At 60.4% G+C, this 26,062-nt stretch carries 27 protein-coding genes; 11 read left to right on the plus strand and 16 right to left on the minus strand.

Features of this window, described 5'->3' with window-relative positions:
• Positions 1-18 precede the first annotated feature (18 nt).
• Positions 19-1,032, minus strand: a complete 1,014-nt coding sequence (hemB, locus tag KVG88_RS15960; protein ID WP_217871991.1) for a porphobilinogen synthase — start codon at positions 1,030-1,032, stop codon at positions 19-21.
• Between the two features lie 205 nt (positions 1,033-1,237).
• On the opposite strand from hemB, the gene KVG88_RS15965 reads away from it, so the two are divergent.
• A complete protein-coding gene (locus KVG88_RS15965; RefSeq protein WP_217871992.1) occupies positions 1,238-1,867 on the plus strand; it encodes a DedA family protein in 630 nt (209 codons plus the stop codon).
• Here KVG88_RS15965 and KVG88_RS15970 read toward each other — a convergent pair.
• The gene (locus KVG88_RS15970) at positions 1,851-3,083 is read right to left on the minus strand and encodes a sterol desaturase family protein (RefSeq protein WP_150701869.1); all 1,233 of its coding nucleotides are present in this window, start codon (positions 3,081-3,083) and stop codon (positions 1,851-1,853) included. The genes KVG88_RS15965 and KVG88_RS15970 overlap by 17 nt on opposite strands.
• A 115-nt stretch (positions 3,084-3,198) precedes the next feature.
• On the opposite strand from KVG88_RS15970, the gene elbB reads away from it, so the two are divergent.
• Complete coding sequence (elbB, locus tag KVG88_RS15975; protein WP_150701870.1) at positions 3,199-3,867, plus strand: isoprenoid biosynthesis glyoxalase ElbB; 669 nt, start codon at positions 3,199-3,201, stop codon at positions 3,865-3,867.
• 88 nt (positions 3,868-3,955) lie between these two features.
• On the opposite strand, the gene KVG88_RS15980 is transcribed toward elbB, so the two are convergent.
• Both KVG88_RS15980 and KVG88_RS15985 read right to left on the minus strand, forming a co-directional pair.
• Positions 3,956-4,411 carry a YaiI/YqxD family protein gene (locus KVG88_RS15980; RefSeq protein ID WP_217871993.1) on the minus strand — a complete coding sequence of 152 codons (456 nt, stop codon included), beginning with the start codon at positions 4,409-4,411 and terminating at the stop codon, positions 3,956-3,958.
• A 109-nt stretch (positions 4,412-4,520) separates the two neighbouring features.
• Positions 4,521-6,419, minus strand: coding sequence for an FTR1 family protein (locus KVG88_RS15985; RefSeq protein WP_217871994.1), 1,899 nt, complete (start codon positions 6,417-6,419; stop codon positions 4,521-4,523).
• Between the two features lie 302 nt (positions 6,420-6,721).
• Between KVG88_RS15985 and KVG88_RS15990 the strand changes: the two genes are divergently transcribed.
• From KVG88_RS15990 to KVG88_RS16005, 4 genes are read left to right on the plus strand one after another with little or no spacing between them, the layout of a single operon-like run.
• Positions 6,722-8,119: a COG3014 family protein gene (locus KVG88_RS15990; RefSeq protein WP_217871995.1), complete on the plus strand. Its 1,398-nt coding sequence runs from the start codon at positions 6,722-6,724 to the stop codon at positions 8,117-8,119.
• A 15-nt stretch (positions 8,120-8,134) separates the two neighbouring features.
• Positions 8,135-8,506 carry a YcfL family putative periplasmic lipoprotein gene (locus KVG88_RS15995; protein WP_217871996.1) on the plus strand — a complete coding sequence of 124 codons (372 nt, stop codon included), beginning with the start codon at positions 8,135-8,137 and terminating at the stop codon, positions 8,504-8,506.
• Positions 8,507-8,543: 37 nt separating this feature from the next.
• On the plus strand, positions 8,544-9,131 hold the full coding sequence (lpoB, locus tag KVG88_RS16000) for a penicillin-binding protein activator LpoB (RefSeq protein WP_150701875.1): 588 nt from the start codon (positions 8,544-8,546) through the stop codon (positions 9,129-9,131).
• 3 nt (positions 9,132-9,134) lie between these two features.
• Positions 9,135-9,878, plus strand: coding sequence for a penicillin-binding protein activator LpoB (locus tag KVG88_RS16005; protein WP_217871997.1), 744 nt, complete (start codon positions 9,135-9,137; stop codon positions 9,876-9,878).
• A 57-nt stretch (positions 9,879-9,935) separates the two neighbouring features.
• Here the strand turns inward: KVG88_RS16005 and rhtB are convergent, their stop codons facing one another.
• From rhtB to KVG88_RS16020, 3 genes are all read right to left on the minus strand, one after another.
• Positions 9,936-10,568: a homoserine/homoserine lactone efflux protein gene (rhtB, locus tag KVG88_RS16010; protein ID WP_150701877.1), complete on the minus strand. Its 633-nt coding sequence runs from the start codon at positions 10,566-10,568 to the stop codon at positions 9,936-9,938.
• Positions 10,569-10,765: 197 nt separating this feature from the next.
• The gene (locus tag KVG88_RS16015; protein WP_150701878.1) at positions 10,766-11,347 is read right to left on the minus strand and encodes a mechanosensitive ion channel family protein; all 582 of its coding nucleotides are present in this window, start codon (positions 11,345-11,347) and stop codon (positions 10,766-10,768) included.
• Positions 11,347-13,257, minus strand: coding sequence for an ATP-binding cassette domain-containing protein (locus KVG88_RS16020; RefSeq protein WP_217871998.1), 1,911 nt, complete (start codon positions 13,255-13,257; stop codon positions 11,347-11,349). Before KVG88_RS16020 ends, KVG88_RS16015 begins: the two co-directional genes overlap by 1 nt.
• Before the next feature lie 50 nt (positions 13,258-13,307).
• Between KVG88_RS16020 and KVG88_RS16025 the strand changes: the two genes are divergently transcribed.
• The gene (locus KVG88_RS16025; protein ID WP_150705422.1) at positions 13,308-13,772 is read left to right on the plus strand and encodes a TIGR02444 family protein; all 465 of its coding nucleotides are present in this window, start codon (positions 13,308-13,310) and stop codon (positions 13,770-13,772) included.
• On the opposite strand, the gene KVG88_RS16030 is transcribed toward KVG88_RS16025, so the two are convergent.
• Positions 13,769-15,013, minus strand: a complete 1,245-nt coding sequence (locus KVG88_RS16030; protein ID WP_217871999.1) for an AlgP family protein — start codon at positions 15,011-15,013, stop codon at positions 13,769-13,771. The genes KVG88_RS16025 and KVG88_RS16030 overlap by 4 nt on opposite strands.
• Positions 15,014-15,207: 194 nt before the next feature.
• On the opposite strand from KVG88_RS16030, the gene KVG88_RS16035 reads away from it, so the two are divergent.
• On the plus strand, positions 15,208-15,873 hold the full coding sequence (locus KVG88_RS16035) for an FKBP-type peptidyl-prolyl cis-trans isomerase (RefSeq protein ID WP_217872000.1): 666 nt from the start codon (positions 15,208-15,210) through the stop codon (positions 15,871-15,873).
• A gap of 60 nt (positions 15,874-15,933) precedes the next feature.
• On the opposite strand, the gene rsd is transcribed toward KVG88_RS16035, so the two are convergent.
• From rsd to KVG88_RS16070, 7 genes are all read right to left on the minus strand, one after another.
• Positions 15,934-16,392 (minus strand): sigma D regulator, encoded by a 459-nt coding sequence (gene rsd / locus KVG88_RS16040; protein WP_150705419.1) that lies wholly within the window; start codon positions 16,390-16,392, stop codon positions 15,934-15,936.
• Positions 16,393-16,563: 171 nt separating this feature from the next.
• Entirely contained in the window at positions 16,564-17,115 is a 552-nt protein-coding gene (locus KVG88_RS16045) for a disulfide bond formation protein B (protein WP_150705418.1), read from the minus strand.
• A 256-nt stretch (positions 17,116-17,371) separates the two neighbouring features.
• Complete coding sequence (locus KVG88_RS16050; RefSeq protein WP_217872001.1) at positions 17,372-18,610, minus strand: heme biosynthesis protein HemY; 1,239 nt, start codon at positions 18,608-18,610, stop codon at positions 17,372-17,374.
• A complete protein-coding gene (locus KVG88_RS16055) occupies positions 18,607-19,767 on the minus strand; it encodes a uroporphyrinogen-III C-methyltransferase (RefSeq protein WP_217872002.1) in 1,161 nt (386 codons plus the stop codon). Before KVG88_RS16055 ends, KVG88_RS16050 begins: the two co-directional genes overlap by 4 nt.
• A 16-nt stretch (positions 19,768-19,783) precedes the next feature.
• Positions 19,784-20,551 (minus strand): uroporphyrinogen-III synthase, encoded by a 768-nt coding sequence (locus KVG88_RS16060; protein WP_217872003.1) that lies wholly within the window; start codon positions 20,549-20,551, stop codon positions 19,784-19,786.
• Positions 20,548-21,489 (minus strand): hydroxymethylbilane synthase, encoded by a 942-nt coding sequence (hemC, locus tag KVG88_RS16065; protein ID WP_217872004.1) that lies wholly within the window; start codon positions 21,487-21,489, stop codon positions 20,548-20,550. The genes KVG88_RS16060 and hemC overlap by 4 nt, the downstream gene beginning before the upstream one ends.
• Positions 21,490-21,627: 138 nt before the next feature.
• A complete protein-coding gene (locus KVG88_RS16070) occupies positions 21,628-22,374 on the minus strand; it encodes a LytR/AlgR family response regulator transcription factor (RefSeq protein ID WP_075946453.1) in 747 nt (248 codons plus the stop codon).
• Positions 22,375-22,830: 456 nt separating this feature from the next.
• On the opposite strand from KVG88_RS16070, the gene argH reads away from it, so the two are divergent.
• The gene (argH, locus tag KVG88_RS16075; RefSeq protein ID WP_217872005.1) at positions 22,831-24,225 is read left to right on the plus strand and encodes an argininosuccinate lyase; all 1,395 of its coding nucleotides are present in this window, start codon (positions 22,831-22,833) and stop codon (positions 24,223-24,225) included.
• A gap of 126 nt (positions 24,226-24,351) precedes the next feature.
• Here the strand turns inward: argH and KVG88_RS16080 are convergent, their stop codons facing one another.
• Entirely contained in the window at positions 24,352-25,011 is a 660-nt protein-coding gene (locus KVG88_RS16080; protein WP_217872006.1) for a glutathione S-transferase family protein, read from the minus strand.
• 124 nt (positions 25,012-25,135) lie between these two features.
• Here KVG88_RS16080 and KVG88_RS16085 point away from each other — a divergent pair, with 124 nt between their 5' ends.
• Positions 25,136-25,420, plus strand: coding sequence for a hypothetical protein (locus tag KVG88_RS16085; protein ID WP_075946455.1), 285 nt, complete (start codon positions 25,136-25,138; stop codon positions 25,418-25,420).
• Between the two features lie 236 nt (positions 25,421-25,656).
• Positions 25,657-25,902, plus strand: a complete 246-nt coding sequence (locus KVG88_RS16090; RefSeq protein WP_057712785.1) for a TIGR02647 family protein — start codon at positions 25,657-25,659, stop codon at positions 25,900-25,902.
• Positions 25,903-26,062 lie beyond the last annotated feature (160 nt).

Raw genomic sequence — 26,062 nt, forward strand, 5'->3', positions numbered from 1 at the left:
CACATGTTCCTGGGAGGGCTATTTTTGCTCTCGTAACAATTGAGCGGCACGAACGGCAAAGTACGTCAGGATGCCATCAGCGCCTGCACGTTTAAAGGCGGTCAGGGATTCGAGGATAACCCCTTCGCTCAACCAGCCATTCTGGATCGCCGCCATGTGCATGGCGTATTCGCCGCTGACTTGATAAACAAACGTCGGCACTTTGAATTCTTCTTTGACCCGGCAAAGGATGTCCAGATAAGGCATGCCTGGCTTGACCATGACCATGTCTGCGCCTTCTGACAAGTCCGCCGCCACTTCGTGCAGGGCTTCGTTGCTGTTGGCCGGGTCCATCTGATAGGAGGCCTTGTTGGCCTTGCCCAGGTTCAGCGCCGAACCGACCGCGTCACGGAACGGACCGTAATAGGCGCTGGCGTACTTCGCCGAGTAAGCCATGATGCGCACATTGACGTGGCCGGCCACTTCGAGGGCTTCACGGATTGCCTGGATGCGGCCGTCCATCATGTCCGACGGCGCGACGACCTGGGCCCCGGCTTCAGCGTGGGACAAGGCCTGCTTGACCAGTGCATCGACGGTGACGTCGTTCTGCACGTAGCCGTCTTCGTCGAGGATGCCGTCCTGGCCGTGGGTGGTGAACGGGTCCAGGGCGACGTCGGTGATCACCCCCAGCTCGGGGAACTGCGCACGCAGAGCGCGGGTGGCGCGCTGGGCGATACCTTCAGGATTCCACGCTTCGGCGGCGTCCAGCGACTTCAGTTCCGACGGCGTGACCGGGAACAGTGCCAGTGCCGGAATGCCCAGCTCGACCCATTTGGCCGCTTCTTCAAGCAACAGGTCGATGGTGAGGCGTTCAACACCCGGCATCGAGGCGACCGCTTCACGACGGTTTTCACCGTCCAGCACGAACACCGGCAGAATCAGGTCATCGACGGTCAGCACGTTTTCACGGACCAGTCGACGCGAGAAATCGTCACGACGGTTGCGGCGCAGGCGGGTTGCAGGAAACAAACGGTTGGCGGGGGTGAAGCTCACGGCAGACTCCTGAGCCCGCAGGCGTGCGAGCGTGACAGTTATAAGCGGCCATTATGACGAACGTATTACAGTTGTGCGCAGCCTGTGACACGTAGCCGCATTCCATTGTCGTTGTAGGAAATGTTCACGTCGAGACACATTTGGACACTTTCCTGAATGTGTCCGAAGGGTTAGGCTGCGCGTTCATTTCGCCAGCACCCAGACAATGCTCCAACAATTTCTGCATGACTTCGGCTACTTTGCCTTGTTCCTCGGCACGTTTTTCGAAGGCGAAACCATTCTGGTGCTCGCAGGCTTCCTCGCGTTCCGTGGATACATGGACATCAACCTGGTGGTGGTCGTGGCGTTTTGCGGCAGCTATGCCGGTGATCAGCTGTGGTACTTCCTGGGACGCAAGCATGGGCGCAAGTTGCTCGCGCGCAAGCCCCGCTGGCAAATGATGGGTGACCGGGCGCTGGAGCACATCCGTAAGCACCCGGACATCTGGGTCCTGAGCTTCCGCTTCGTTTACGGCCTGCGCACGGTAATGCCTGTGGCGATCGGCCTGTCGGGCTATCCACCGGGACGCTACCTGCTGCTCAACGGCATCGGCGCCGCGATCTGGGCTACCGCACTGGCGGCCGCCGCTTATCACTTTGGCGCGGTCCTGGAAGGCATGCTCGGTAGCATCAAGAAGTACGAGCTGTGGGTACTCGGCGCCCTGCTCATCCTGGGCCTGGGCCTGTGGCTGCGCCGGCGCTTCAAGAATGCCCGCCTGGCCAGACAGATCTATGCCGACGAGCAGGCCCTGAAAGCCGAACAGGCCAAGGCCGGCGATACTAAGCCAGTCGAGTGAAGCGGTTTCTGCAGCAGTAGAGACCGATCCCGCTGAGCAGGCTGTAACTGAGCAGGCCGATCCAGCCCGCCGCGCTGGCCGGCCACAGCCCTACCAGCGGCGCCAGCCACACCAGCGGCACGTTCAACGCCAGCCGCAACAGTTCCAGCTTCAACGCCCACGGGCGATTCTCCAGGGCCACGCCCAGCACGAACAATCCCAGCGCCACCGCTCCCCAACCCAGCACCAGCGCGGCGGTCGACAGGCTCGGCTCCAGGTTCATCAGATAGCTGCCCAGCGCGATGTAGACGCAGAACTGCAGCAGCACATACAGCTGCTGACGCCCGTCCAGTGGTACCTCGAATTTACGGAACTGGCTCAAGTCCTGTTTATGCATCGGGTATTTCGCCGCCACGTCCGCCGGCCGCCATCCCGTACGCATGAACCAGATCCGCAGTTTGTCCCAGGTGCTTTCGGCACGTCGCGCATCCGCCCACAACTGCGCGTAGAACTGCAAGTTCGCCCACAGCGGATTCCAGCTTTCCAGCGGGGTGGTTACGCCGAAGATCACCGGTTCGTTGTCGTCCTCTTCCTGGAACGAGCCGAATAGACGGTCCCAAATAATGAACACCCCGCCGTAGTTGCGATCCATGTAGAGAGCGTTCTGTGCATGGTGAGCCCGATGATTGGATGGCGTGACGAAGAACCACTCGAACCAGCCGAGCTTGGGAATGTGCCGTGTGTGCACCCAAAACTGGTACAGCAGGTTCAGCGCCGCGACGCTGACAAACACCAGCAACGGCACGCCCGCGACGGCCATGGGCAGGTAGAAGATCCAGCTCAGCAGAAACCCGGTACTGGTCTGGCGCAGGGCGGTGGAGAGGTTGTAGTCCTCGCTCTGGTGATGCACCGAGTGCGCCGCCCAGAGAATGTTGCGCTCATGGCCCATGCGGTGCAGCCAGTAGTAACAGAAGTCATAGAACACGAAGGCGAATACCCAGACCCAGACGCTGTCCGACGACAGTTCGAACAACGCCAGATGCTTGAGGGCAAACGCATAGGTCAGCAACCCCACGCCTTTGGTCAGCAACCCCGTGGTGGTCGACAACACGCCGGTGCTGATGCTGTTGATCGCGTCGGCCAGGCGATAGTTGCTGACCCCGCGCCAGCGGTCGGCCGCCAGTTCAACGGCAATCAGCACAAAGAAGAACGGCACCGCATACAGAATGAAGTCCATGACGCGCCCTGATCGGAATCTTGAGGACAGATGCTAGGTGTAGCCGCGAATTAACCCTATGGCAACGAGTGACAAATTAGTGGACATTTAACGCCATGAATCTGGAGAAAAGCCCATGAGCAAAAAAGTTGCAGTGATCCTTTCCGGCTGTGGCGTGTATGACGGCGCCGAGATCTACGAGAGCGTTATTACCCTGCTGCGTCTGGACCAGCGTGGCGCACAGGTGCAGTGTTTCGCGCCAAACATTGCGCAGTTGCACGTGATCAACCACCTGACCGGCGAAGAAATGCCCGAGTCGCGCAATGTGCTGGTGGAGTCGGCGCGCATTGCCCGTGGCGAGATCAAGGACATCCGTGAAGCAGACGCCGATGAGTTCGACGCACTGATCATTCCCGGCGGTTTCGGCTCGGCCAAAAACCTGTCCAACTTCGCCATCGAAGGCACCGGTTGCACTGTGCAACCCGACGTTCTGGCCTTGACCGAAGCCTTCGCCGAAGCTGGCAAACCGGTCGGCCTGATCTGCATTTCGCCGGCGTTGGCAGCGAAAATCTATGGCCCCGGCGTAACCTGCACCATCGGCAACGATACCGACACGGCGGCAGCGCTGAACAAGATGGGCGCCACCCACCAAGAGTGCGCCGTCAGCGACATCGTTGAAGACAAGGCGCGCAAACTGGTGAGCACCCCGGCGTACATGCTGGCGCAATCGATCAGTGAAGCGGCGGGCGGGATCAACAAACTGGTCGACCGCGTACTCGAACTGACTCACGAAAACGACGGGTAAAAAAACAGGATCAGAAGATCGCAGCCTTCGGCAGCTCCTACGGGTGTGCGTCGATCCCCTGTAGGAGCTGCCGAAGGCTGCGATCTTTTCAGGCTTTACGCGCCAAGCGAGTCAAAATCCGGTCCAGCGCATTGGCAAACGCCTGTTTCTCGCGCTCGCCGAACGGCGCCGGCCCGCCGCTCATCTGCCCTTGCTCGCACAGGTCGGTGAACAGGTTGCGCACCGCCAACCGGTCACCCATGTTCTGCGCATCGAATTCCTTGCCCCGTGGGTCCAGCGCCGCGACGCCCTTTTTCACTAGCCGATCAGCCAGCGGCACATCGCTGCAAATCACCAGCTCACCGGGGACGGCGTGCTCCACCAGGTAGTCATCGGCTGCGTCCGGACCGCTCGGCACCACGATCAGCTTCACCAGCGCCAGACCCGGCTTGATCTGCGGCTGCCCGGCCACCAGTACTACCTCAAACTGGCGCTTGAGGGCAAACTTCACCACCAGATCCTTGGCCGCCCGGGGGCAGGCGTCGGCATCGATCCATACGCGCATGTTTTTTACCTCTCAAAAGCAAAAGATCGCAGCCCTCGGCAGCTCCTACAGGAATAACGTACACCTGTAGGAGCTGCCGAAGGCTGCGATCTTTTAAACAATCACTCGATCAGGAAACAGCCACCCGCCGCTTCTCGGCCACCCAGCTACGACCATACAGCACAACAATCGCAGCAATGGCCACCGCCTGCGCACTCAACGAATACGCATCGGCATGAATCCCCAACCAGTCGAATTCAAAGAACGGCACCGGCCGTGTGCCGAAGATCCCGGCCTCTTGCAACGCCTTCACGCCATGCCCGGCGAACACCACCGACAGCGCGCACAGCAAAGCGGCGTTGATGCTGAAGAACAGCGTCAGCGGCAGTTTTGCCGACCCGCGCAAAATCACCCACGCCAGGCCCACCAGCAGCACCAGCGCCGTGGCACCACCGGCCAGCACGGCATCGTGACCAGCAGGCCCGGCCTGCAACCACAGGGTCTCGTAGAACAGAATCACTTCGAACAGTTCGCGATAGACCGAGAAGAACGCCAGGATCGCAAAGCCAAAACGCCCGCCCCCGCCCACCAGGCTGCTCTTGATGTAATCCTGCCAGGCAGCGGCGTGACGACGGTCGTGCATCCACACGCCGAGCCAAAGCACCATGACGCTGGCGAACAGCGCCGTCGCGCCTTCGAGCAATTCACGCTGCGATCCGCTGACATCGATCACATACGCTGCCAGCGCCCAGGTGCCCAGACCGGCCAACAACGCCAGGCCCCAGCCGACGTTGACACTGCGCACGGCCGATTGCTGGCCGGTGTTACGCAAGAACGCGAGAATCGCCGCCAGCACCAGAATCGCTTCCAGTCCTTCGCGCAGCAGGATCAGCAGGCCGGAAACGTAGCTCAGGGACCAGCTCAAACCATCGCTGCCGAGCAAACCGGCAGACGTCTTCAACTTTGCCTTGGCGGCTTCCAGACGCTGCTCGACCTGATCGATCGGCAAGCCATCTTGCAACGACTGACGGTAAGCCATCAGTGATTTTTCGGTGTCTTTGCGCACGTTCGCGTCGACGTTGTCGAGGGAGCTTTCGACCAGTTCGAAGCCTTCCAGATAGGCCGCTACCGACAGGTCATAGGCTTGATCGTGGTCGCCCGCGCGGTAGGCCGCAACGCTCTTGTCCAGGGTTGCCGCGGTGTAGTCGAGCAATTGCGCCGGGCCGCGTTTGACCTGCGGCGGTTGCGCGCGCTGTGCACGGAAGGTCGCAGCGGCTTGCGGGCCGTCGACGGCCTGCACTTCGGCCGGCGTCTGGCGGGCCAGATCGGCAATGTTGTAGACCTTGTCACCGCTGGCGGCCGCCGGTTCGGCGCTGAAATTGGCGATGTAAGTGGCCAGGTCCCAACGCTGGCGGTCATCGAGCTGATCGGCGAAGGCTGGCATGTCGGTGCCTTCCACACCCAGGCTCAGGGTGTTGTAGATCGCATAGAGACTCAGGTGATCCAGGCGCGCGTGATCACGCAGATTGGCCGGAGCTGGCGTTAGCCCCACGCCCGCCGGGCCATCGCCTGCGCCGGTATCGCCGTGACACACCGAGCAATGCTGGGCGTACAACGGCGCGCCACGGGTCGGGTCCGGAGTGATGATCGGAGCTTGGCTGACCTCATAGGCCACCGCCAGTTTTGCGCCAAGCTGGCGCGCCAGACGGGCAACGTCAGCACCTTCCTGCCGCGCCGTGATCGCGCTGCGCAGCGAGCCGATGCCTTGCTCCAGCGCAGCCTTTTCCGGTTTAGCGGGCATGGCCGCGACCAATCCTTGCAAGGCCTGGACGAATTCCAGCTGCTCGCGGTATTCGGACTCGTTGACGACTTTGCCTGCCTTTACCGCCTCCGGGTAATCCGCACCGATGTAGTCGAGTAAATGCAGGGCTTGGGGGGCGCCTTCGACCGTGTCGGCAAGCAGATTGAAACTGCACAGGGCAAATACCGGCGCTATCAGCCAGGCCAGGAAACGGGACGGGGCAATCATGAATGAATCTCAATTGGAAACACGAAGTAACATATTGTTCCCTCCCAATCACTTTCACTCAAGCTTTGTTGTGCTTTAGCCGCAAAGCGCCGCACGGCTGATGGCACTTTTTGAAAGAAAGATCTCAAAAAGCCATTACATCGCCAGTATCCGCACCTATAATGCCGCGCCTTCGTTATAGCGATACGGCATTTAAGCTCCTCTCTTTATGAGGAATTGGCAGGACGCCCCGGGCGCCCGTCAGTGGGTCCCGTCAGCCCGACCCGCAAGTGGCTGTTCAAATACTCAGGGAAGAAGTACTCATGGCCTCCCGCGCCCTTGTAGTGATCGCGCTCAGCGCCGTCACGCTGTTGTCCGGCTGTTCGGTTTTTCGCAATTACGATTCCGAACTTGCACAAACCAATCAGCAACTGGCTTCGGGCAATGTCGATGCCGCGCTGACCTTGCTGGAAAAGAACAACACCGGCACCGATAAAGACCTTCTCTACTTCTTCGAGAAAGGCGAACTGCTGCGCGCCAAAGGCGATTTTACCGGCAGCCAGCTTGCCTGGGGCAGCGCTGATCAAGTGGTCACCCAATGGGAAGACTCGGTCAAGCTCGACTCGGCCAAATACCTCGCTCAATTCGGTAGTTTCCTGGTCAACGACAAGGTCCGTCGCTACGAAGGCTATGACTATGAAAAAGTCATGCTGACCACGCAAATGGCCCTCAACCTGTTGGCCGCGAATGACTTCGACGGCGCTCGCACGGCGATCAAAAGGACGCACGAGCGTGAGGCCGTGATCGCCGATCTGCGTGACAAGGAATACCTCAAGAGCGAGGAAGAGGCCGAGAAGCAAGGCATCACCACCCAGTACAAGGATTTGCAGGGTTACCCGGTCGCCAGCCTGGATGCGCCGGAAGTGGTCAGTCTGAAGAACAGTTACCAGAGTGCGTTCAGCCATTACCTGGCCGGTTTCGTCTACGAAGCCCTGGGTGAAAAAGACCTCGCGGCGCCGGGTTATCGCAAAGCAGCCGAACTGCGGCCGAACACCCCGCTCCTGGAACAGGCGCTGGTGAACCTCGACAAGCCAGGCACCAAGACCGATGACAGCGACATCCTGATCGTCGTGCAAAGTGGCCTCGCCCCTGCCCGGGACTCGATCCGTGTTCCGCTGCCGTTGCCTATCAGCGGCAACGTGGTGATCACACCGCTGTCGTTTCCGATCATCAAGCCTGACACCTCCACCGCGGCGTTCGCCCAGATCGGCGTGGATGGCCAGCAGCTGAACCTGACCCAACTCAACAGCACCACCGCCATGTCCCGACGTGCCCTGCGCGACGACATGCCCGGCATCATCGTGCGCACCACGGTTCGCGCGGTCACCCGTGGCGTGGCGCAAAAGCAGATCAACGAAACCAATCCGCTGGCAGGCCTGGCCGTCGGCCTTACCTCTGCGGTGCTTGAGGGTGCCGACACCCGCACCTGGCGCACGCTGCCGGACAACACCCAGGTGGTGCGCCTGCGGTTGAAGAAAGGTGAGCATCAGGTGTCGCTGCCGAGCGCCGTGGGTGGCTCGGTGGTCAAGGTCACCATCGACCAGCGTTATCAGGTCATCAGCCTGCGTGCCGTGGGCAATCAGGTGTTCGCTGGCGGTGTCGCCGCTCAAGTGATCCCTCGTGTCAGCCCGACCGCCGTGGCCAGCCTCACTCAACCTTAAGAACGGAGTCTTCCCATGCGATTCAGATTCATCGCCGTCCTCGGCCTGGCGCTGCTGGCCGGTTGCGCCACCCCGCCACCACCGGAGCCGGGCAGCGCCGCGAGCAAAGTCGTGGCCCTAGGCAAGTTGAAGAACATCGTGGTCGGCGCCATGCGCGTAGCGCGTGAAAACGGCTTCATGACGGTCAACGCTCAACTGAGCAACACCAGCTTCAACAACAAGACCTTCTACTACCGCTTCGCGTGGCTTGGGCCTGAAGGCTTTCCGATTGCCGAAGAGGAAGTCTGGAAAAGCCAATTGATGTACGGCGAGCAGACCAGCTTCATTCAAGCCATCGCACCGACCGCCAAAGCCGTGGATTTCCGCCTGGAAATCAAGACGCCGTAACGCCGCCTTCCCTATTTCAGTTGCAGAGAGCACTCCCATGTTTGCACGCTTTTCTTTCATCGCTGTCATCGCCCTGCTGGCCAGCGGTTGCGCCAACACTTCGCCGACCCTGGGCAGCAAGAACATCAGCTACGGCGATACCAAAGCCGTTGAAACCGTAACCAACGAATTCGGCTCCACCGACCTGCAAATGATCGCCGAGTCCATGACCCGCTCTCTGGCCCAGTCCGGGATTCTGCAAGGTCGCCCGGTGGTTCAGGTCTATGACGTGAAGAACAAGACCAGCGAGTACATCGATACCCGCGAGATCACCACCAGCATCAAGACCCAGCTGATGAAAACCGGCACCGCGCGTTTTGCCAGCGACAACACCCAGATGCAGAGCCAGGTTGACCAGCTCAAGCTGCAAAACCAGAGCGGTCTGTACAAGAAAAGCACCGTGGCCAAGACCGGCAACATGATCGCCGCCCAGTACCGCCTCGAAGGTTCGATCAGCTCGATCGTCAAGCGCAGCGCCGATTACAAGGACGTCTTCTATAAATTCAGCCTGCAATTGATCGATGTCGAAAGCGGTCTGGCCGAGTGGATGGACGAAAAAGAGATCCGCAAGACCACGGAGCGTTAATCAATGCGCGCATGGATTGGCATCATGGCGTTGGCATGCGCGTTCAGCGTGCACGCGGCGCCGAAAGTGGCGGTGACGGACCTGGCGTACCAGGAGCGCGTGGAACAATACATCCACATCGTCTCGGCTCAGAACAACTTCCAGGCGAATCGCTACAGCGCCAGCGGATCGTCGAGCTACAACGAAATCGAAGCCACCAGCAGCTACATCGAGCAGGGTGAGTTGCGCAAATTCACCGGCGACATCAAGGGCGAGATCCTTCGCAGCGGCATGTTCCAGCTGGTGCAGGGCACGCCTTACACGGCCTCGTCCAAGGGTGACGTGTATGACGTAATCAAGCGGATCAAGGCCGGCAACTTCAAGGGCGCCGACTACGTGCTGTTCGGCACCGTGTCGGACATCGATTTCACCCGCGACGTCACCGAACTGGCCAACACCGACAGCCATTCCGCTGTGCTGGGATTGTCGCTGGTGGCCGACTTCAGCCTGATCAACACCCGCACCTATGAAATCACCTCGGCCTTCACGGCGATGGGCGAAGGCCAGGACACCAAACTGGTGAATGGCCGCGACATTAAGGTGTCACTGAACCGCCCACGGGTGGTCCGCGAAGTGTCCAAGGCTTTGGGTGAGGACGTGGCCCAACAATTGAGCCAGCAACTCGGCAACGCAAGTGACGAGCCGTCTGGCCAGACCCAGCAGCGCAACAACCTGCCGGCGGATACCGCGCCGGTGATTTTGCGCTGACCTGAGAAACGAAAAAGGCGACCTGAAAAGGTCGCCTTTTTTATGCCCGACAGTTTTTTAAACTGCGGCTTTACGCAAGGTTGCCATGAACGCCGCCGCGCCAATGAACAGGCCGGCAAAGGTACGGTTCATGCGTTTTTGCTGCTTGGGTGTGCGCAACAAACGCAGCACCTTGGAAGCCAGCCCGGTGTACCCGGCCATGACGATCAGGTCGACGCAGATCATGGTCACACCGATGATCACGTACTGGATCAGCAGCGGCGCGTGCGGGTCGATAAACTGCGGCAACACCGCCAGCATGAACACCAACGCCTTGGGGTTGCTGATGTTCACCAGAAAACCGCGGAACACCAGCGCCATCGGCTTGCCGATCTGACGCACCGCCGCGTCATCGCTCATGTCGCTGGGCAGCGCGCGCCATTGTTTGATCGCGAGAAACACCAGGTACGCCACACCGAACCATTTGATCGCATAGAACGCCGTGGCGGAGGCCGTGAGAATCGCGCCTACACCGGCGCCAACAATTGCAATCTGCACCGCGAGGCCCAGTTGCAAGCCCAGGGCGTTCCAGTAGCCGCGCCAGAAGCCGTATTGCAGACCGCTGGACATCGACGCAATGGCGCCAGCGCCTGGGGACAAACTGATCACCCAGCAGGCGGCAAAAAACGCCAGCCATGTTTGAAGCTCCATTGCACACCTCGACTCAGACTCGTGACAGATGTCTAAGCTAATGCGGCTTTGGGCCGATGACTACCGATTTTTTGTAGGAGATGGCGACGGCTAGCAGCCCATAGCAAAAGATCGCAGCCTTCGGCAGCTCCTACAGGGAACGCATTCCAATGTAGGAGCTGCCGAAGGCTCGGGCCGCGTTCGGACGATCTTTAGGGCTACTTCTCAAAACCGCTGGAAGGAAATACATCCGTCCCGCGCCAGCGCCGTACCGAACGCTGAAAGAACAGGCTGTTGGGCACCTGCACCATGGCGCTGCCAGTACCGAGCTCTTCGGCCTCGATCAACGTGGTGTAAAGCAGATTGATCGCTATCACCCGGCCTTTGACGCCGGGCTTGTCGGTGGTGTCCACCAGTTCGACCACATCGCCGAGGCGGAACGGGCCGACGGTGAAAATCAGGATCGCGCACAGCAGATTGGAGAGCACACTCCACATGGCGAAAAACGCCACCGCCGCGACCGCAACGAACCCCGACAACGCGGTCCAGAGCACCGTCGCCGAAACACCCAGACGTTCCAGCACGAAAATCAGCGCACTGCCCATGATCAGCCATCGCAGGCCTCCGCGCAGCGGCATCAGCAACTGCGGCGGAAACGGGTAGCGCTCACCGAGGCGGGTCAGGCACTTGGCGACGAAACGCTGGGTGATGTAACCGGCCAGCAGGATCAGCAGGATTTGCACGCCGAGCAGGATCGGCTCGACCCACATGGCAGGCAGCGGCAACTTGAAGGCGTCCATCAGGACAGCGCCTCCAACTCCGCCTGCATGCTTTCCAGCAATTCCAGCGCTTCCATCCAGGCTTCTTCCAGCTCCGACTCTCGCACCTTTAGCTTGGCCTGCTCGGCCAGCAGGTCACGCAAATCGTTCTTGCGTGCCGGCTCATAGATGTCGCTGTCACCGAGGCTGGTATCGATCTTCGCCAGTTTCTCGTGCAGCTTGCCCAGTTCGGCTTCGAGCTTTTCCGCTTCGCGCTTGTGCGGCGCCAGTTGCTGACGCAACGCAGCAGCCGCCTGACGCTGGGCTTTCTTGTCGGTCTTGTCCGGGTTGACCGGGGTGTTGCTGACCGGCGCGTTGCGCTGGCGATACTCCACCAGCCAGCGGGTGTAGTCCTCCAGATCGCCGTCGAATTCCTCGACCTTGCCGTCCGCCACCAGATAGAAATTGTCGGTGGTGCTTTTGAGCAGATGACGGTCGTGGGAGACCACCAACACCGCACCACTGAATTCCTGCAGGGCCATGGTCAACGCCAGGCGCATTTCCAGGTCCAGGTGGTTGGTCGGTTCGTCGAGCAGCAACAGGTTCGGACGATCCCAGGCGATCAACGCCAAGGCCAGACGCGCTTTCTCGCCACCGGAGAAATTCAGCACCGGCTCGTCGATCCGCGCGCCGCGGAAGTCGAAACCACCGAGGAAGTCGCGCAGGGTCTGCTCGCGCTCGGTCGGCGCCAGACGCTGCAAGTGCAGCAACGGGCTGGCCTTGGAATCCAGCGAGTCGAGTTGATGCTGGGCGAAGTAGCCAACCACGGTGTTCTCGCCACGGGTCAAGCGACCGGCCAATGGCGAAAGCTCACCGGCGAGGTTCTTGATCAGGGTCGATTTACCGGCACCGTTCGGGCCGAGCAAGCCAATCCGTGCGCCCGGGGTCAGTTGCAGCTTGACCTTCTCGAGCACGGCTTTGTCGCCGTAACCCAGGCGGGCATCGGACAGATCGATCAGCGGGCTGGAGATTTTCTGCGATTCACGGAAAACAAAATCGAACGGAGAATCGACGTGGGCGGCGGTCAGCTCTTCCATCCGCTCCAGTGCCTTGATCCGGCTCTGGGCCTGACGGGCCTTGGTAGCCTGCGCCTTAAAGCGGGCGATGTAGCTTTCCATGTGCGCACGTTGCACCTGTTGCTTCTCGTAGGCCTGCTGTTGCTGGGCCAGACGTTCGGCACGGGCACGCTCGAAGGCGCTGTAGCCACCGCGATAGAGAGTGATTTTGCGCTGATCGACGTGCGCGACGTGATCGACCACGGCATCGAGGAAGTCCCGGTCGTGGGAAATCAGCATCAAGGTACCGGGGTAGCTTTTGAGCCACTCTTCGAGCCAGATGATGGCGTCGAGGTCCAAGTGGTTGGTCGGTTCGTCAAGCAGCAACAGGTCCGATGGACACATCAGGGCCTGCGCCAGGTTCAGACGCATCCGCCAGCCACCGGAGAAGTCCCCGACCTGACGATCCATTTGCTCGTTGGTGAAGCCCAGGCCGGCCAACAACTTGCGCGCCCGGGCGTCGGCGGTGTACCCGTCGGCGCTGTCGAGCTCGGAGTGCAGGCGGGCCTGTGCGGCACCGTCATGGGCCGCTTCGGCTGCCGCCAGGTCGCGTTGCACCTGGCGCAGGCGCAGGTCGCCATCGAGCACGTAGTCGACCGCCAGGCGTTCGAGCGTGTCGACCTCCTGGCGCATGTGGGCGATACGCCAGTCGGCCGGCAGGAAGCAATCACCCGAGTCCGGGTGCAGTTCGCCCCGAAGCAAGGCGAACAGGCTCGATTTGCCGGCGCCGTTGGCACCGATCAGGCCGGCTTTCTGGCCGGCGTGCAGGGTCAGCTCGGCGTCTTCTAGCAGACGTTGCGGGCCACGCTGTAAAGTCAGGTTCTGAAGTCGAATCATAATGGCGGCGGAGTCTACCAGCTTCGCTCGCAACTGGCGCGAGTAGCACTATGTCCTCTGACCTGTGGAGCTTTTCCCTGACCACTTATGCCCGCCCGGGTGTGGAACAGGCATGCCTGCAATTGCAGGCGTCGGGCGTCAACGTGTGTTTGCTGCTGTGCGCGGCATGGCTGGGTGAGCGCGCAATCGCCTGCAACGAACAACGCTTGCAGCAACTTCGCAATGTGGCCCAGACCTGGGACGCCGATGTCGTGCGACCTTTGCGGGCACTGCGCATGCAATGGAAAGACGCGGCCACGAAAGACGCCGGGTTGCGCACGTTGCGCGAACAAGTGAAGACGCTTGAGCTGGAAGCCGAACGGCATCTGCTACAGCGACTGGAACGATCTGCGCAAGATTGGCCGCAGGGAGAGACGACCGATTTATCGGCCTGGCTGGAAGGTGTGGCGGCCGGTGCCGCCCACCTCGACCGCGACGCGCTGCATCAGCTGCGCGTCGCGGTAACCGGCACTTAGGAAGCGCTGGTTGGGGTGGTGGTTGCAGCACTCGGAACAACAGCCGGCGTTGGCGCTGGCGTAGCTGTCGAGGTGGTGGCCGTCGAAGCAGGTGCTACGGCTGGAGCCGGGGTCGCTGGCTTGGCAGCAGGTGCTGTCGCCGGCTTGGCTGCGACCGGTTTTTTCACTGCCGGTTTGGCTGCTGGCTTGGCAGCAGGTTTGGCCGCTGATTTTGCAGCAGCAGGCTTGGCAGCGGGTTTGGCGGCGGCAGGTTTGGCTGCACTGGCAGTGGCCGGTTTAGCAGCAGCGGCAGGCTTGGCAGCCGCCGTTTTTGCAGCTGGCTTGGCGGCTGGTTTAGCCGGTGCTTTTACCGGTGCTTTTGCAGCGGGTTTAGCGGCTGGCTTGGCGGCAGTTTTGGCTGCAACCGGTTTGGCGGCAGGCTTGGCTGCTGGCTTGGCCGCAGCGGTGCGGGCAGCAGGTTTGGCTGCTGGCTTGGCTGCTGGCTTGGCCGCGGCGGTGCGGGCAGCAGGTTTAGCGGCAGCTTTTACCGCTGGTTTAGCAGCCGGTTTGGCAGCGGTTTTCGCCGCTGGTTTTGCTGCTGCGGTTTTCGCCACGGCAGGTTTGGCCGCGGTGGTTTTTGCAGCGGCTGGCTTGGCAGCGGCAGGTTTTGCGGCAGCCGTTCTGGCCGCAGGTTTTGCAGCACTGGCCGCAGCAGGTTTACGCGCTGCCGGTTTTGCAGCGGGTTTGGCTGCAGCTTTCACCGGGGCTTTGGCAGCCGGTTTGGCAGCAGGCTTGGCCGGTGCTTTTGCAGCAGCCGGTTTGGCAGCGGCTTTCTTCGCAGGGGCCGCAGCAGGCTTGGTCGCACGCAGGGACAACGCCTTGCCGACAGCCTCTTGTACACGACCAACGCCTTGGGCCAGTTTCAGGCTTTCTTGAGCGTCACGCTTGAGTTGCAGGATGTAGCCACGAGTGTCCGACTGACGCTCTTTCAGAGCATCCAGCAGGTCTTCGAGTTCTTTCACTCCGTCCTTGGCTTTGGCTTGTGCCTTGGCCTTGCCGGCCGCTGCAGCGTCCTGCAATTTGGTGCGGGATTTGTGCAGTTTTTCCTGCGCTTTTCCACGCTGCTTTTCCAGCTTGGCGAGCAGTTTTTCAGCATCAGCCAAGGCTTCGGAACAAGCGGTTTCCAGATGCTCGAGCAGGCTGCTCGAGAGTTGTTGGAGCAGGTGCAACGGAGTGTTTACTGGCTTCTTGGTGGCCGACATGGTTTACCTCCTGGCTGAAGTGAGTTGCGGCTCATACTAGACCTCTGCTGCAACCGCCGCTAGGGCATGTTGACACTATCGAAAGCGGTGCGTTGCAAACGAACGAAAATCTTCTTCGTCGTCGCAAAAAGCAGTTCACCGTTGCGGGCATTCACACTGGCATAATCGCCCGCATCTCAGGCTGGAGAGTGCCCATGTCGCGCTACCTTTTTTTATCGCTGTGCGTAATTTTTTCCGTGGCTCAGGCTGCTGAAAAACCCTCGGAAAATGACGCCCACGATCTCGCATACAGCTTGGGTGCGAGCCTCGGCGAACGCTTGCGCCAGGAGGCTCCCGACCTGCAGCTCAAAGCGCTGGTCGAAGGTTTGCAACAAGCCTATCAAGGCAAGCCACTGGCGTTGAAAGACGAACAGATCGAGCAGATCCTCACCGAGCACGAAGCCCGGATTGCCATGCAAACTCCGGCACCGCAAAGCGAGCTGGCGATGGAAAACGAGCAACGATTTCTCGCCACTGAAAAAGCCAAACCCGGCGTTCGTGAATTGGCCGATGGAATCCTGCTGACCGAGTTGTCACCCGGCACCGGCGTCAAAGCCGGGCCGAACGGCAAAGTGCAGGTGCTGTACATCGGTCGCCTTCCCGACGGCACCGTGTTCGACCAAAACAATCAACCACAGTGGTTCAGCCTCGACAGCGTGATCAGTGGCTGGCGCAGTGCATTGCAGCAAATGCCGGTGGGCGCAAAATGGCGACTGGTGATTCCATCGTCGCAAGCCTATGGCGCCGACGGTGCCGGCGACCTGATCGCGCCTTTCACACCTCTGGTGTTCGAAGTCGAATTACGCGGCGCGACCGGCTGAAAGCAGAAATGAAAAACGGCGTGCCTAGGCACGCCGTTTCGGAGTCTTGCGGGAAGCGTTTCAGGCCTGGACCGAATCGGCTTCCTTGTGAGCAGTGTGCAGCACTTCGATCAGGCAGTCTTCCAGTTCGAAGCGTTCATGCAACAGGCCGCCGAGTTCCTTGAACTTCTCGGCGACGCATTTACCTTCATCGCACAGATCGTTAAACGCCAGGAGTTTCTCGGTGATCACATCGATGCGTGGGTAAATGGTCTCGGCGAGTTCCAGGCCGCGCTTGTCGTTGAAGGCCTTGGCCTCGCCCGTCAGCTGCTCATAGATCTCGAAGTGCCCGGCGGAAACGTAGTCGACCAGCACGCCGCAGAATTCCTGCAGAGGCTTTCGGTTCTCGCCCAGCGCTTCAGGCTTGGCACCGAGCTTGTCGTAGGCGTCGATCAGCTCCTTGCGCTCCTGCAACCAGCGATCAATCAGCAGATGCACTCCACCCCAGCGTTCCTGAGCATTCTGACAACTTTCGAGCATGGTGATCTCTCTTCCCTTGTGGGTCAGCTGCTCTATGCCCGTTCGCCTCTTGTAATGGGCGGTCAGGCAGAGCGTCATCGAGCAACATAATTCCAATGACACGTGCGGGCCAGATTATGCCCGCATGACTGTGGCTTCAAGGTACGCAGGCGATAAAGTTCATACAAGTGTTTAATCACCCACGAGGGCCCGGTGCGACGAATCGCCGCCGAGCGGTCGCTGCACGCTGATCCGCACAAGCCGCAATAACTGATAAACCCCCACAATCATCATCGCCACGAAGAACAGCAGGCTCCATTCCGGAATGCTCAGGCCGAACAACGACCAGGCGATTTGCCCACAGTCGACCGTGCCTTTGAACATCAGCTGCACGACACAAGTCCAGGGTGCACTGGCGAACAGGTCGGTGAGGTTCGGCAAACAGGCCGATAGCTGACGCGCCGGGTCGCCTTGCAGCAAGACCTGTCGCCACGCCGTTACAGTGCCGGCCAGGCTACAGGCAATACCCAGCAACCAATACACTAACGCCCCGTAGCGGCCTGGCCCGTGCACGGACGCAATCAGGCAGACAGCCGTCAGCAGCGCCAGGCAAACCCTCTGCAACAGGCACAACCCACAGGGTTTTAGTCCGACGGCGTATTCAAGGTAGTAGGACACGCCCAGCACCAGGGCGCTCGCAATGAAAAGTGTGAAAAACAGGGAGCGAGAACAGGCCAACGACATGGCTTTTCCGTAACAATTAAGGACAGATGGCTACGGTAGAGGAAAGCGCGCCAGCCTTTCAAGGCAGGGTGGCCGCGACACTTCAGCAGGGACGTAGGGAATTCCCGACAGAAGCTAGAGGATCAGGTGTAGTCCCTTGTAGGACTCTGCTTAAGATGCGATAGGAAGGCAAAAACAGCGTGACTTTTACCACTTCCACACAGGTTTGATGTAACCGCTGACGCAGGCTGCGCCAGCGGCTTAAGGTGTGCAGTTTTCAAGCGTTGACTGGCACCGGAAGCGGGGCAGCCAGCAAGCGCTCGTCCAACAAGCCAAGGCCTTCCTGGAACAGCTGATTGCTGCGTTCGGTGTCGCCCATTTGCGCCAACAGCCGCGCGAGCTCGGCACAGGCTTCCGGGTTGCGTTGCACCCGCAGGCTGCTTTCCAGATAGTCCCGGGCCTTGCCCCACAAACTGGTTTGCAGACACAGACGCCCCAGGGTCAGCAACAGACTTGGGTCGCCAGGATGCTCCTTGAGCCAGCCTTCGGCGAGCTGCAACTGACGCGCCGGATCGCTGCCGCGCACCAAACCGTAGAGACGCGCCAGATGGCTGTCGTAGTTGCGCTTGAGTGCGTTACGCAGAATCTCTTCGGCCTCGGCCTGAGCGCCCAACTGTCGCAGCTGCTCGGCATAGGCCAGCACCAGTTGCGGTTCTTGACGTTGCGCCGACGTCAGCTGCTGCCAGGCGCGTTCAAGCGCTTGCAGGCCGACGGTTCCGTCTGCTTCCTGATGCGCTGCCAGGGACAGGTTCTCACCCCACGCACGGCGCTCCAACTCGGCCAGTTCGGCTTTGGGCAGGACTTTATCCTTGCGCAGCTCCGGCAGCAGGCGGATCACCGCCGACCAATCACCGCGTTGCTGATGCAGGCGTTGCAACTGGCGCAGTGTCTGGGCGTTATGAGGGTGACGCTCGTGCATCGCTTGCAGGGTCGCCAGGGCACCATCGGTGTCGCCACGGTCGGTCTGCAATTGCGCATGATTCAAGGCAATCGCCAGCTCGGCCTGAGGTTGACGCTCCAGAGCCCGCTCCAATAGGTTGTCGCTCTCTTCGTAATGACCTTGTTCGTTCGCCGCGCGGGCAGCGCCGAGGTAGTACAGCAGCGGCTGGCGCTCGGCTTCCGCAGCGCGATGCAAATGCCGCTGCGCACTGGCCCAGCGACCTTCAGCCAGATCCAGTTGCCCGTGCTCGATGGCCACCTGCACCCGGCGACTGCGGTTACGCCGCGACCATGGATTGACCACGCCACTGGAAGTCGTCACCAATTCGATCAGCGCCTTGATGCCCCAGAACACCAGCCAGAGCACCGCCACCAACGCCAGCGTTGCCCACAGGCTCGATTCGAAGCGAAAGCTCTTGTAGGCGACCAGCACGTAACCGGAATGTTCGGCAATGGCCAAACCCAGCGCGGCCGTGGCCGCGATCACCAGGAACACGATCACATAGAGACGCTTCATGGAGTGGCCTCCTGCGCGGTATTCGCAGCAGGTTTGGCCAGTGGCTTGATCGAATCCTCGGCATTGACGTTACGCCGCTCCAGATAACCTTGCACCGCACTCAGCGTGCCGGTCAGGTCGGGAGTCACCACCGTGACGGGCTGCTTGCTCAGTTCGGCCACTTGTTCGAGCATCACTTTGCTCTGCGGGTTGTCCGGGTTGAAGTTGCCCTTGAGCACATCCCGCGCCTCGTCCAGCGCCTGGGTGTAGACCGCGGCCTGACCATTGAGCGCAGCCCATTGCGCTTGCTCCAGTGCGAGGCTCAGCGCCAGCCGTACCTGGCTCAGGCTCTGCCCGGCCAGCAGCGGGCGGACATTCTTGTCGGCGTTGAAATCGATGCGGATGTAGCGCGAAATCTGATCCCACCATTGCGCCCAGCGGCTGGCGCCGTCGCCATCGGCGGTCAGCCCCAGCAGGGATTCGCCGCGGTCCTTGTACTCTGGCGCGAGCTCGGTGAGGCTGATGACTTGGTCACGCAGTGCTCCCAGCCGCAGGAACAAACCGGTGCGATCCGGCTGCTCGGTGCTGCGCAAGGCCACCAGGGTTTTAGCCACTTGCTCGCGAGCGGCGAAGGAACCGGGGTCATTTTGTTCACGCAGAATTTCATCAGCGCCCTGCACCAGCGCCTGAGCACTGCTGATGTCTTGCAATGCCGACAGTCGCAGGCTGGCCAGACGCAACAAGTGCTCGGCCTCGGCCAGACGCCAGTCCTTGCGGCTGGCGCCTAGAACGGTTTCCAGACGTTGATTGAGTCGCTGCTGATCACCTTGCAACTGGATCACCAGACGGCTGCGCTCTTCCAGCACATCGGCGCCCGGCAGTTGTTCCAAGCGTGCGCTCAGGCGCTGCTCATTGAGTTTCAGACTTTGCGCCTCGTCGCTCAATGCCTGCACCTGGCTCAGCTGCTGTTGGTTGGTCGCTTGCAGGTGGCGCACCTGCCAGACACCCCAGCCGCCCACTGCGATACCGGCGGCACCCAGCAGCAGCGCGACGATTGCCAGCCCGTTGCCTCGCCGCTGTTCGGCAGCCGGTGGGGGTAGCGTTTCATCAACAGGAACATCAACCGGCGCATCAATCACTGGCCGCGAGTCATTTTTAGGCAAGGCTGTTTCGCTCACGTATCCATCCTTTGCATTAGAGAACGGGTTCGGGATGCTCCCGTAACGCCGTCAGCAAAGCCGCGGCGCTCGCACCACGACAATCCACAACTGTTATGGCCCCGGCGGCACGCGCCAGCTCGGCGACCCTGGGGCTTGGTACAAACAACGGCAACCGCGCCAATTGCGGCCAGGCATCGCCAGCCAATTGATGCAGGTGCTCAAAACCCTGTCCACTGCTGACCACCAGTGCGTTCAGGCGTTCCGCTTCAATCCGCTGCGCCAACGTTGCCGGCGGGTACTGCGGCAGCTCGCGACGATACAACTCCAGATACTCGACACTAGCACCTAGCTCCCGCAAGCGCTCGGCCAGCAGCTCGCGACCGCCCTCACCGCGCAGAATCAGTACGCGCGAACCAGGCCGGGCGACAGCCTCGCGCAACCCGGGCAATTCAAGCAAGGCTTCACTGTCATCGCCGCCTTCCGGGAAGCTCACATCCAGACCGCGAGCCTCAAGAATTTGCGCGGTGGCCGCACCGACACTGAACCACTTCACAAGCGGCGCATGCGAGCCGAATTGGTCGAGCATTTCAACGCCGATTCGCGCGGCAGGTTTGCTCACCACGATCACGGCGCAAAAGCGATCCAGCTCCCTGATCACGTCGCGCATTGTCTCAGAGACCGGGATTGGCACGATGTCCAAAAGCGGCAGGCTGCTGCTGAAAACCCCCTGCCCGGCCAAGACATCGCTCAGCGCCGCCGACTCATCCGCCGGACGCGTCAGCAGCAAGCGCCAGCTTGTCACTCGTGACCTGCCTCGCCGTAGACCGCTTTGAGAATGTCGGCGGCGCCTTGGCTCAAAAGATCTTCGGCCACTTGCACGCCCAAGGCTTCAGCGTCGCCACGCGGTGCACGCGCCTGGGCACTGAGCAGCAGACCGCCACTTGGATCACCCACCAGGCCACGCAACCAGACCTGCTCGCCTTCCAGTACGGCGTAGCAAGCAATTGGCACCTGGCAGCCACCATTCAGGTGCTTGTTGAGGGCTCGTTCGGCGGTCACGCGGGTGGCGGTGTCCTGGTGATGCAGCGGCGCCAGCAACGCGTGAATTTCGCTGTCCGCAGTCCGGCACTCGATCCCCACCGCGCCCTGGCCTCCGGCTGGCAGGCTGTCGTCGACGCTGATGGCCGAGGTGATGCGATCTTCAAAGCCTAGGCGGATCAAACCGGCAGCGGCGAGAATAATCGCGTCGTACTCGCCCGCATCCAGCTTGGCCAGACGAGTGTTGACGTTGCCGCGCAGGAAGCGGATTTCCAGGTCTGGACGACGGGTCAGCAGTTGCGCCTGACGACGCAGGCTAGACGTGCCGACGATGCTGCCTTGCGGCAACTCATCGAGACTGGCGTAAGTATTGGAGACGAATGCATCGCGCGGGTCTTCGCGCTCGCAGATGCAGAACAGGCCGAGCCCTTCGGGGAAGTCCATCGGCACGTCTTTCATGGAATGCACGGCGATGTCGGCTTCGTTCTCCAGCAGCGCGGTTTCCAGTTCCTTGACGAACAGGCCCTTGCCACCGATTTTCGACAAAGGCGAGTCGAGCAGCTTGTCGCCACGACTGACCATCGGAACCAACGTCACGAGCAGGCCCGGATGGGCCTCTTCCAGACGGGCTTTGACATATTCGGCCTGCCACAGGGCGAGAGCACTTTTGCGGGTGGCGATGCGGATTTGGCGAGAGGACATGGATCAATCCGTACTGAAAAGATACGACGGATAATAACAGCTCAGCCAAATCCACTTTGACTTGTATCAGAAACTACTCGGCCTCCCTGGCCCCGGATATCCGGCAATCGGGTGTGAAACTCGCCTGCGGGCAGCGAGTTAAAGCTGTTGCATCATCTTCCGCACGCCCGCCACATGGCGCCGACTGACGATCAAGGCGTCACCGTTCAGGCCTTTGAGGAACAGCTGAAAATGCCCGAGCGGTGTGCGTTGCAAGCGTTCGATACGCTCGCGTGCCACCAGCGCATTACGGTGGATGCGCACAAAACGGTCGCCGAATTCGTCTTCGAGGGCCTTGAGCGGCTCATCAAGCAGCACTTCGCCGGCTTCATGGCGCAAGGTCACGTATTTGTGATCCGCAATGAAGTAAACCACCTGATCCAGCGGAATCAGCTCGATCCCTTTACGGGTACGGGCGCTGATATGGCTGCGTGGGCCACTGCCACTTTCGGCAGCCGGGCGGGTCAAGGCCGAGAGTTGAACCCGATTGGGCCGCTCGGCTTTTTTTAACGCGTCATGTAGATGTTCAGTTCTCACAGGTTTCACCAGATAGCCTACGGCGCTGGCCTGTAAGGCTTCCACGGCAAATTCATCGGGCCCGGTGCAGAACACCACGGCGGGCGGAGTTTCGCGCTCGCACAATCGCGCGGCCACTTGCAGGCCATCGAGGCCCGGCATCCGGATATCGAGCAGCACGATGTCCGGCTTGTGGCTGTCGATCAGTGCCAACGCTTCTTCGCCATTCGTGGCGCTAGGCTCCAGGACACTGTATCCCTCGAGTTCGCCAACCATTCGGCTCAGGCGCTCGCGGGCTAGGGGGTCGTCATCAACGATCAGGACATTCATATTGCGCTGGATTCCTGCGTGAGTCTCGCACAAGGATAGCGTAGACAGGTGAAGTGACGTCCGTCACCGCGATCCACGCTAAGACTAGCGCGAGCGTCAAAAAGTGCCGCTGGTCGGGCAGCTAAATTTTCATCTGCCGGGTGATTAGCGGCCCAGGCCCGCTTCGGCGACACATCGCCACAGGGTTTGCTGATACGCAATATGAACACCCCCTCTTCTTATAGTCAGCTTTGGCACCGAGAAGTGCGCTGATCCTACTGTCCAACTGTAGACGGTTGCCGAGACGATATTGCTCAATTGAAAAATATCGTTATGCAATTTGTACAAGGCTTGTATCCGGCACGACTCACGACCTGAAAAAACCAGTCGACCAGTGTCACCGACACGATTGGCAACCCTGTTATTATCCGCGCCAGCTTTCAACGCCATCTTTCTTCAGCCGATACGAGCGAATTCATGAGCACTGACAAGACCAATCAGTCCTGGGGCGGCCGCTTCAGTGAACCCGTCGACGCCTTCGTCGCCCGCTTCACCGCCTCCGTCACTTTCGACCAGCGCCTGTATCGCCACGACATCATGGGCTCGATCGCCCACGCCACCATGCTGGCCAAGGTCGGCGTGCTGACCGATGCCGAGCGCGACAGCATCACCGATGGCCTGAAGACCATCCAGAGTGAAATCGAGGCCGGCCAGTTCGACTGGCGCGTCGACCTCGAAGACGTGCACATGAACATCGAGGCGCGTCTGACCGACCGCATCGGCGTGACCGGTAAAAAGCTGCACACCGGCCGCAGCCGTAACGACCAGGTCGCCACCGATATCCGCCTGTGGCTGCGTGACGAGATCGACCTGATCCTGAGCGAAATCACCCGCCTGCAAAAAGGCTTGCTGGAACAGGCCGAGCGCGAAGCTGGCAGCATCATGCCGGGCTTCACCCACCTGCAGACTGCCCAACCGGTCACCTTTGGGCACCACATGCTGGCCTGGTTCGAAATGCTCAGCCGCGACTACGAGCGCCTGGTCGACTGCCGCAAGCGCACCAACCGCATGCCATTGGGCAGCGCTGCGCTGGCCGGCACCACGTACCCGATCGATCGCGAATACACCGCGCAACTGCTGGGCTTCGACGCGGTCGGCGGCAACTCGCTGGACAACGTTTCCGATCGCGATTTCGCCATCGAATTCTGTTCCGCCGCGAGCATCGCGATGATGCACTTGTCGCGTTTCTCCGAAGAACTGGTGCTGTGGACCAGCGCGCAGTTCCAGTTCATCGATCTGCCGGACCGTTTCTGCACCGGCAGCTCGATCATGCCGCAAAAGAAAAACCCGGACGTGCCGGAGCTGGTGCGTGGCAAGACCGGCCGCGTGTTCGGCGCGCTGATGGGCCTGCTGACCCTGATGAAGGGCCAGCCACTGGCCTACAACAAGGACAATCAGGAAGACAAGGAACCGCTGTTCGACGCCGCCGACACCCTGCGCGACTCGTTGCGCGCCTTCGCCGACATGATCCCTGCGATCAAGCCCAAGCACGCGATGATGCGCGAAGCAGCCCTGCGCGGCTTCTCCACCGCCACCGACCTGGCTGACTACCTGGTGCGTCGTGGCCTGCCATTCCGCGACTGCCACGAAATCGTTGGCCATGCCGTGAAGTACGGCGTGGAAAGCGGCAAAGACCTGGCGGAAATGAGCCTTGAAGAACTGCGCAAGTTCAGCGACCAGATCGATCAGGATGTGTTCGCCGTGCTGACCCTGGAAGGTTCGGTCAACGCCCGTAACCACATCGGCGGCACCGCGCCGGCGCAGGTCAAGGCAGCCGTGGCTCGCGGTCAGGCGTTGCTCGCCAGCCGCTAAGTCGCCAAAAGCCTCGCCAGCAGGCTGGCTCCCACATTGATCGGCGGCAGACACAAAATTTGTTCCTGCCGCATGCACTTGTGGGAGCCAGCCTGCTGGCGATGCGATCCTAAGAGCGCTACCAAACTACTTCTTGGATGCGACCATCGCCATGAACGCTGGCATCGCCGCTTCCTTGTCCGCTGCAATTCGCTGAACGTTCGGATTCTGCTCCAGGCGCTGCAACAATGCTTTTGCGGCGGGCAGTTCTGCGAGCAAATCGATGTCGAACAACTTCTTGGCGACCCCACAGGCCAACGGCACGCTGTACAGGAAATACAAATCCGCCACACTTAAACTGTCGCCCGCCACATAGGGGCTGAATTTGCCGTGCCTGCCCAGCGACGCAATGCCCAATAGCAATTCTGTCTTGGTCTTTTCCTTGATCGCCTCCGGCAACGTCATGCCGAAAAATGCTTCCGGGTAACAAGCACGGCCCGGCAGTTCGATGTAGAGCTCGATCTCCTTGGCCAACGCCAACACCTGCGCCCGCTCGAAAGGATCACTTGGCAGCAGCGGCGTGTCTTTCTGGCTTTGTTCGATGTATTCGAGAATCACACTGGTTTCATTGATGAAACCTTGTTCGACGCCTAGCACCGGGACCTTGCCACGCGGGCTGATCGCCAATGCTTCCGGGGATTGGCCGGCATAAAACGGCACCTCTTCGAATGGCAGGCCTTTTTCCAGCAGCGCCAATTTGACCATGTTGTAGTAGTTGCTGACGGAAAATCCATAAAGCTTGAGCATCACATAGCCTCCAGGCCGTGCGGGGTGGGCAGTGCCTTTTTATAGAACGCTCTGGTGATTCTTGCCAGCAGCATCACGCGGCTGAATGCAGGTAAACTGGCGGTCTTTCCCCAAGGAGCCTGCCATGAGCGAGCCAACCGATATCGATGCCGACGAAGAAGAGTTCGCCGAAAATACCCTGGTCGAAGCCATCGAAAACCAGATCGAAAGCGACAACCCGCCAGCGGCCAAGGCAACGTTCAACAAGCTGACCCTGGTGGGCTACGAGCGTGAGGAAATCCTCAACCTGATGGCGCACGTTTTGGCGGTGGAAATCGACGCGATCCTCGAAGAAGACCGCGCGTTCAATACCGAATGGTACGAAGCGGCCCTGCGCGCGCTGCCGGAACTGCCACCGGAAAAGAAGTAAGCGCCCGGTTAAAGATGCCAAACCTGTGGGAGCACGCCCGCTCCCACACAATTTGTTGCCAATCCGTCCTGCTGCCTCCCAGACCCTGACTACACTGCAAACACCCCGCTGCCACACGGCCCGACGGGGAATGCTGCCCAAGGCGAAAAAACCCTGTCGCGAGCACTGGACATGCTGCACAAGCGGGTTCACCTTAGGAGCGCTGTCGTCCAATTCCTAGAAAGTCTGGAGTCCTTATGTCGCTTACCCCTGAGTTGGTTGCCGAACTGGAAGTCCTCGCACTCTTTAACCTGGACAGTTCCCAGGAAGGTCTGAAAATTCATCAGACTGCTGCCCCGAAACACATTGCCGCCGCCAAACGTCTCTTCGAAAAAGAACTCACCGACCAGCCTGACGGCGGTTACCTGACCAGCCTGGGCCGCGATGCCGCGCAAAATGTGCAAACCGTGCTGACCATTCTTAACGCCGAAGTAACAGCCTGAATTCCATCGAATCGCCCACGGAAACCCCACCATGGGATTTCCGCGGGCCTGCCCGGTTGCGCGCCTCTCATGGCCGCTGTCGCCGCGCGATAGAAATCTGACGTCAAAAAAACAAAATCAGCTTAAAAATCCCGAGGCCGAGGCGCTAAACTGCCCCTCA

The organism is Pseudomonas azerbaijanoccidentalis (genome assembly GCF_019145495.1).
GTDB lineage: Bacteria > Pseudomonadota > Gammaproteobacteria > Pseudomonadales > Pseudomonadaceae > Aquipseudomonas > Aquipseudomonas azerbaijanoccidentalis.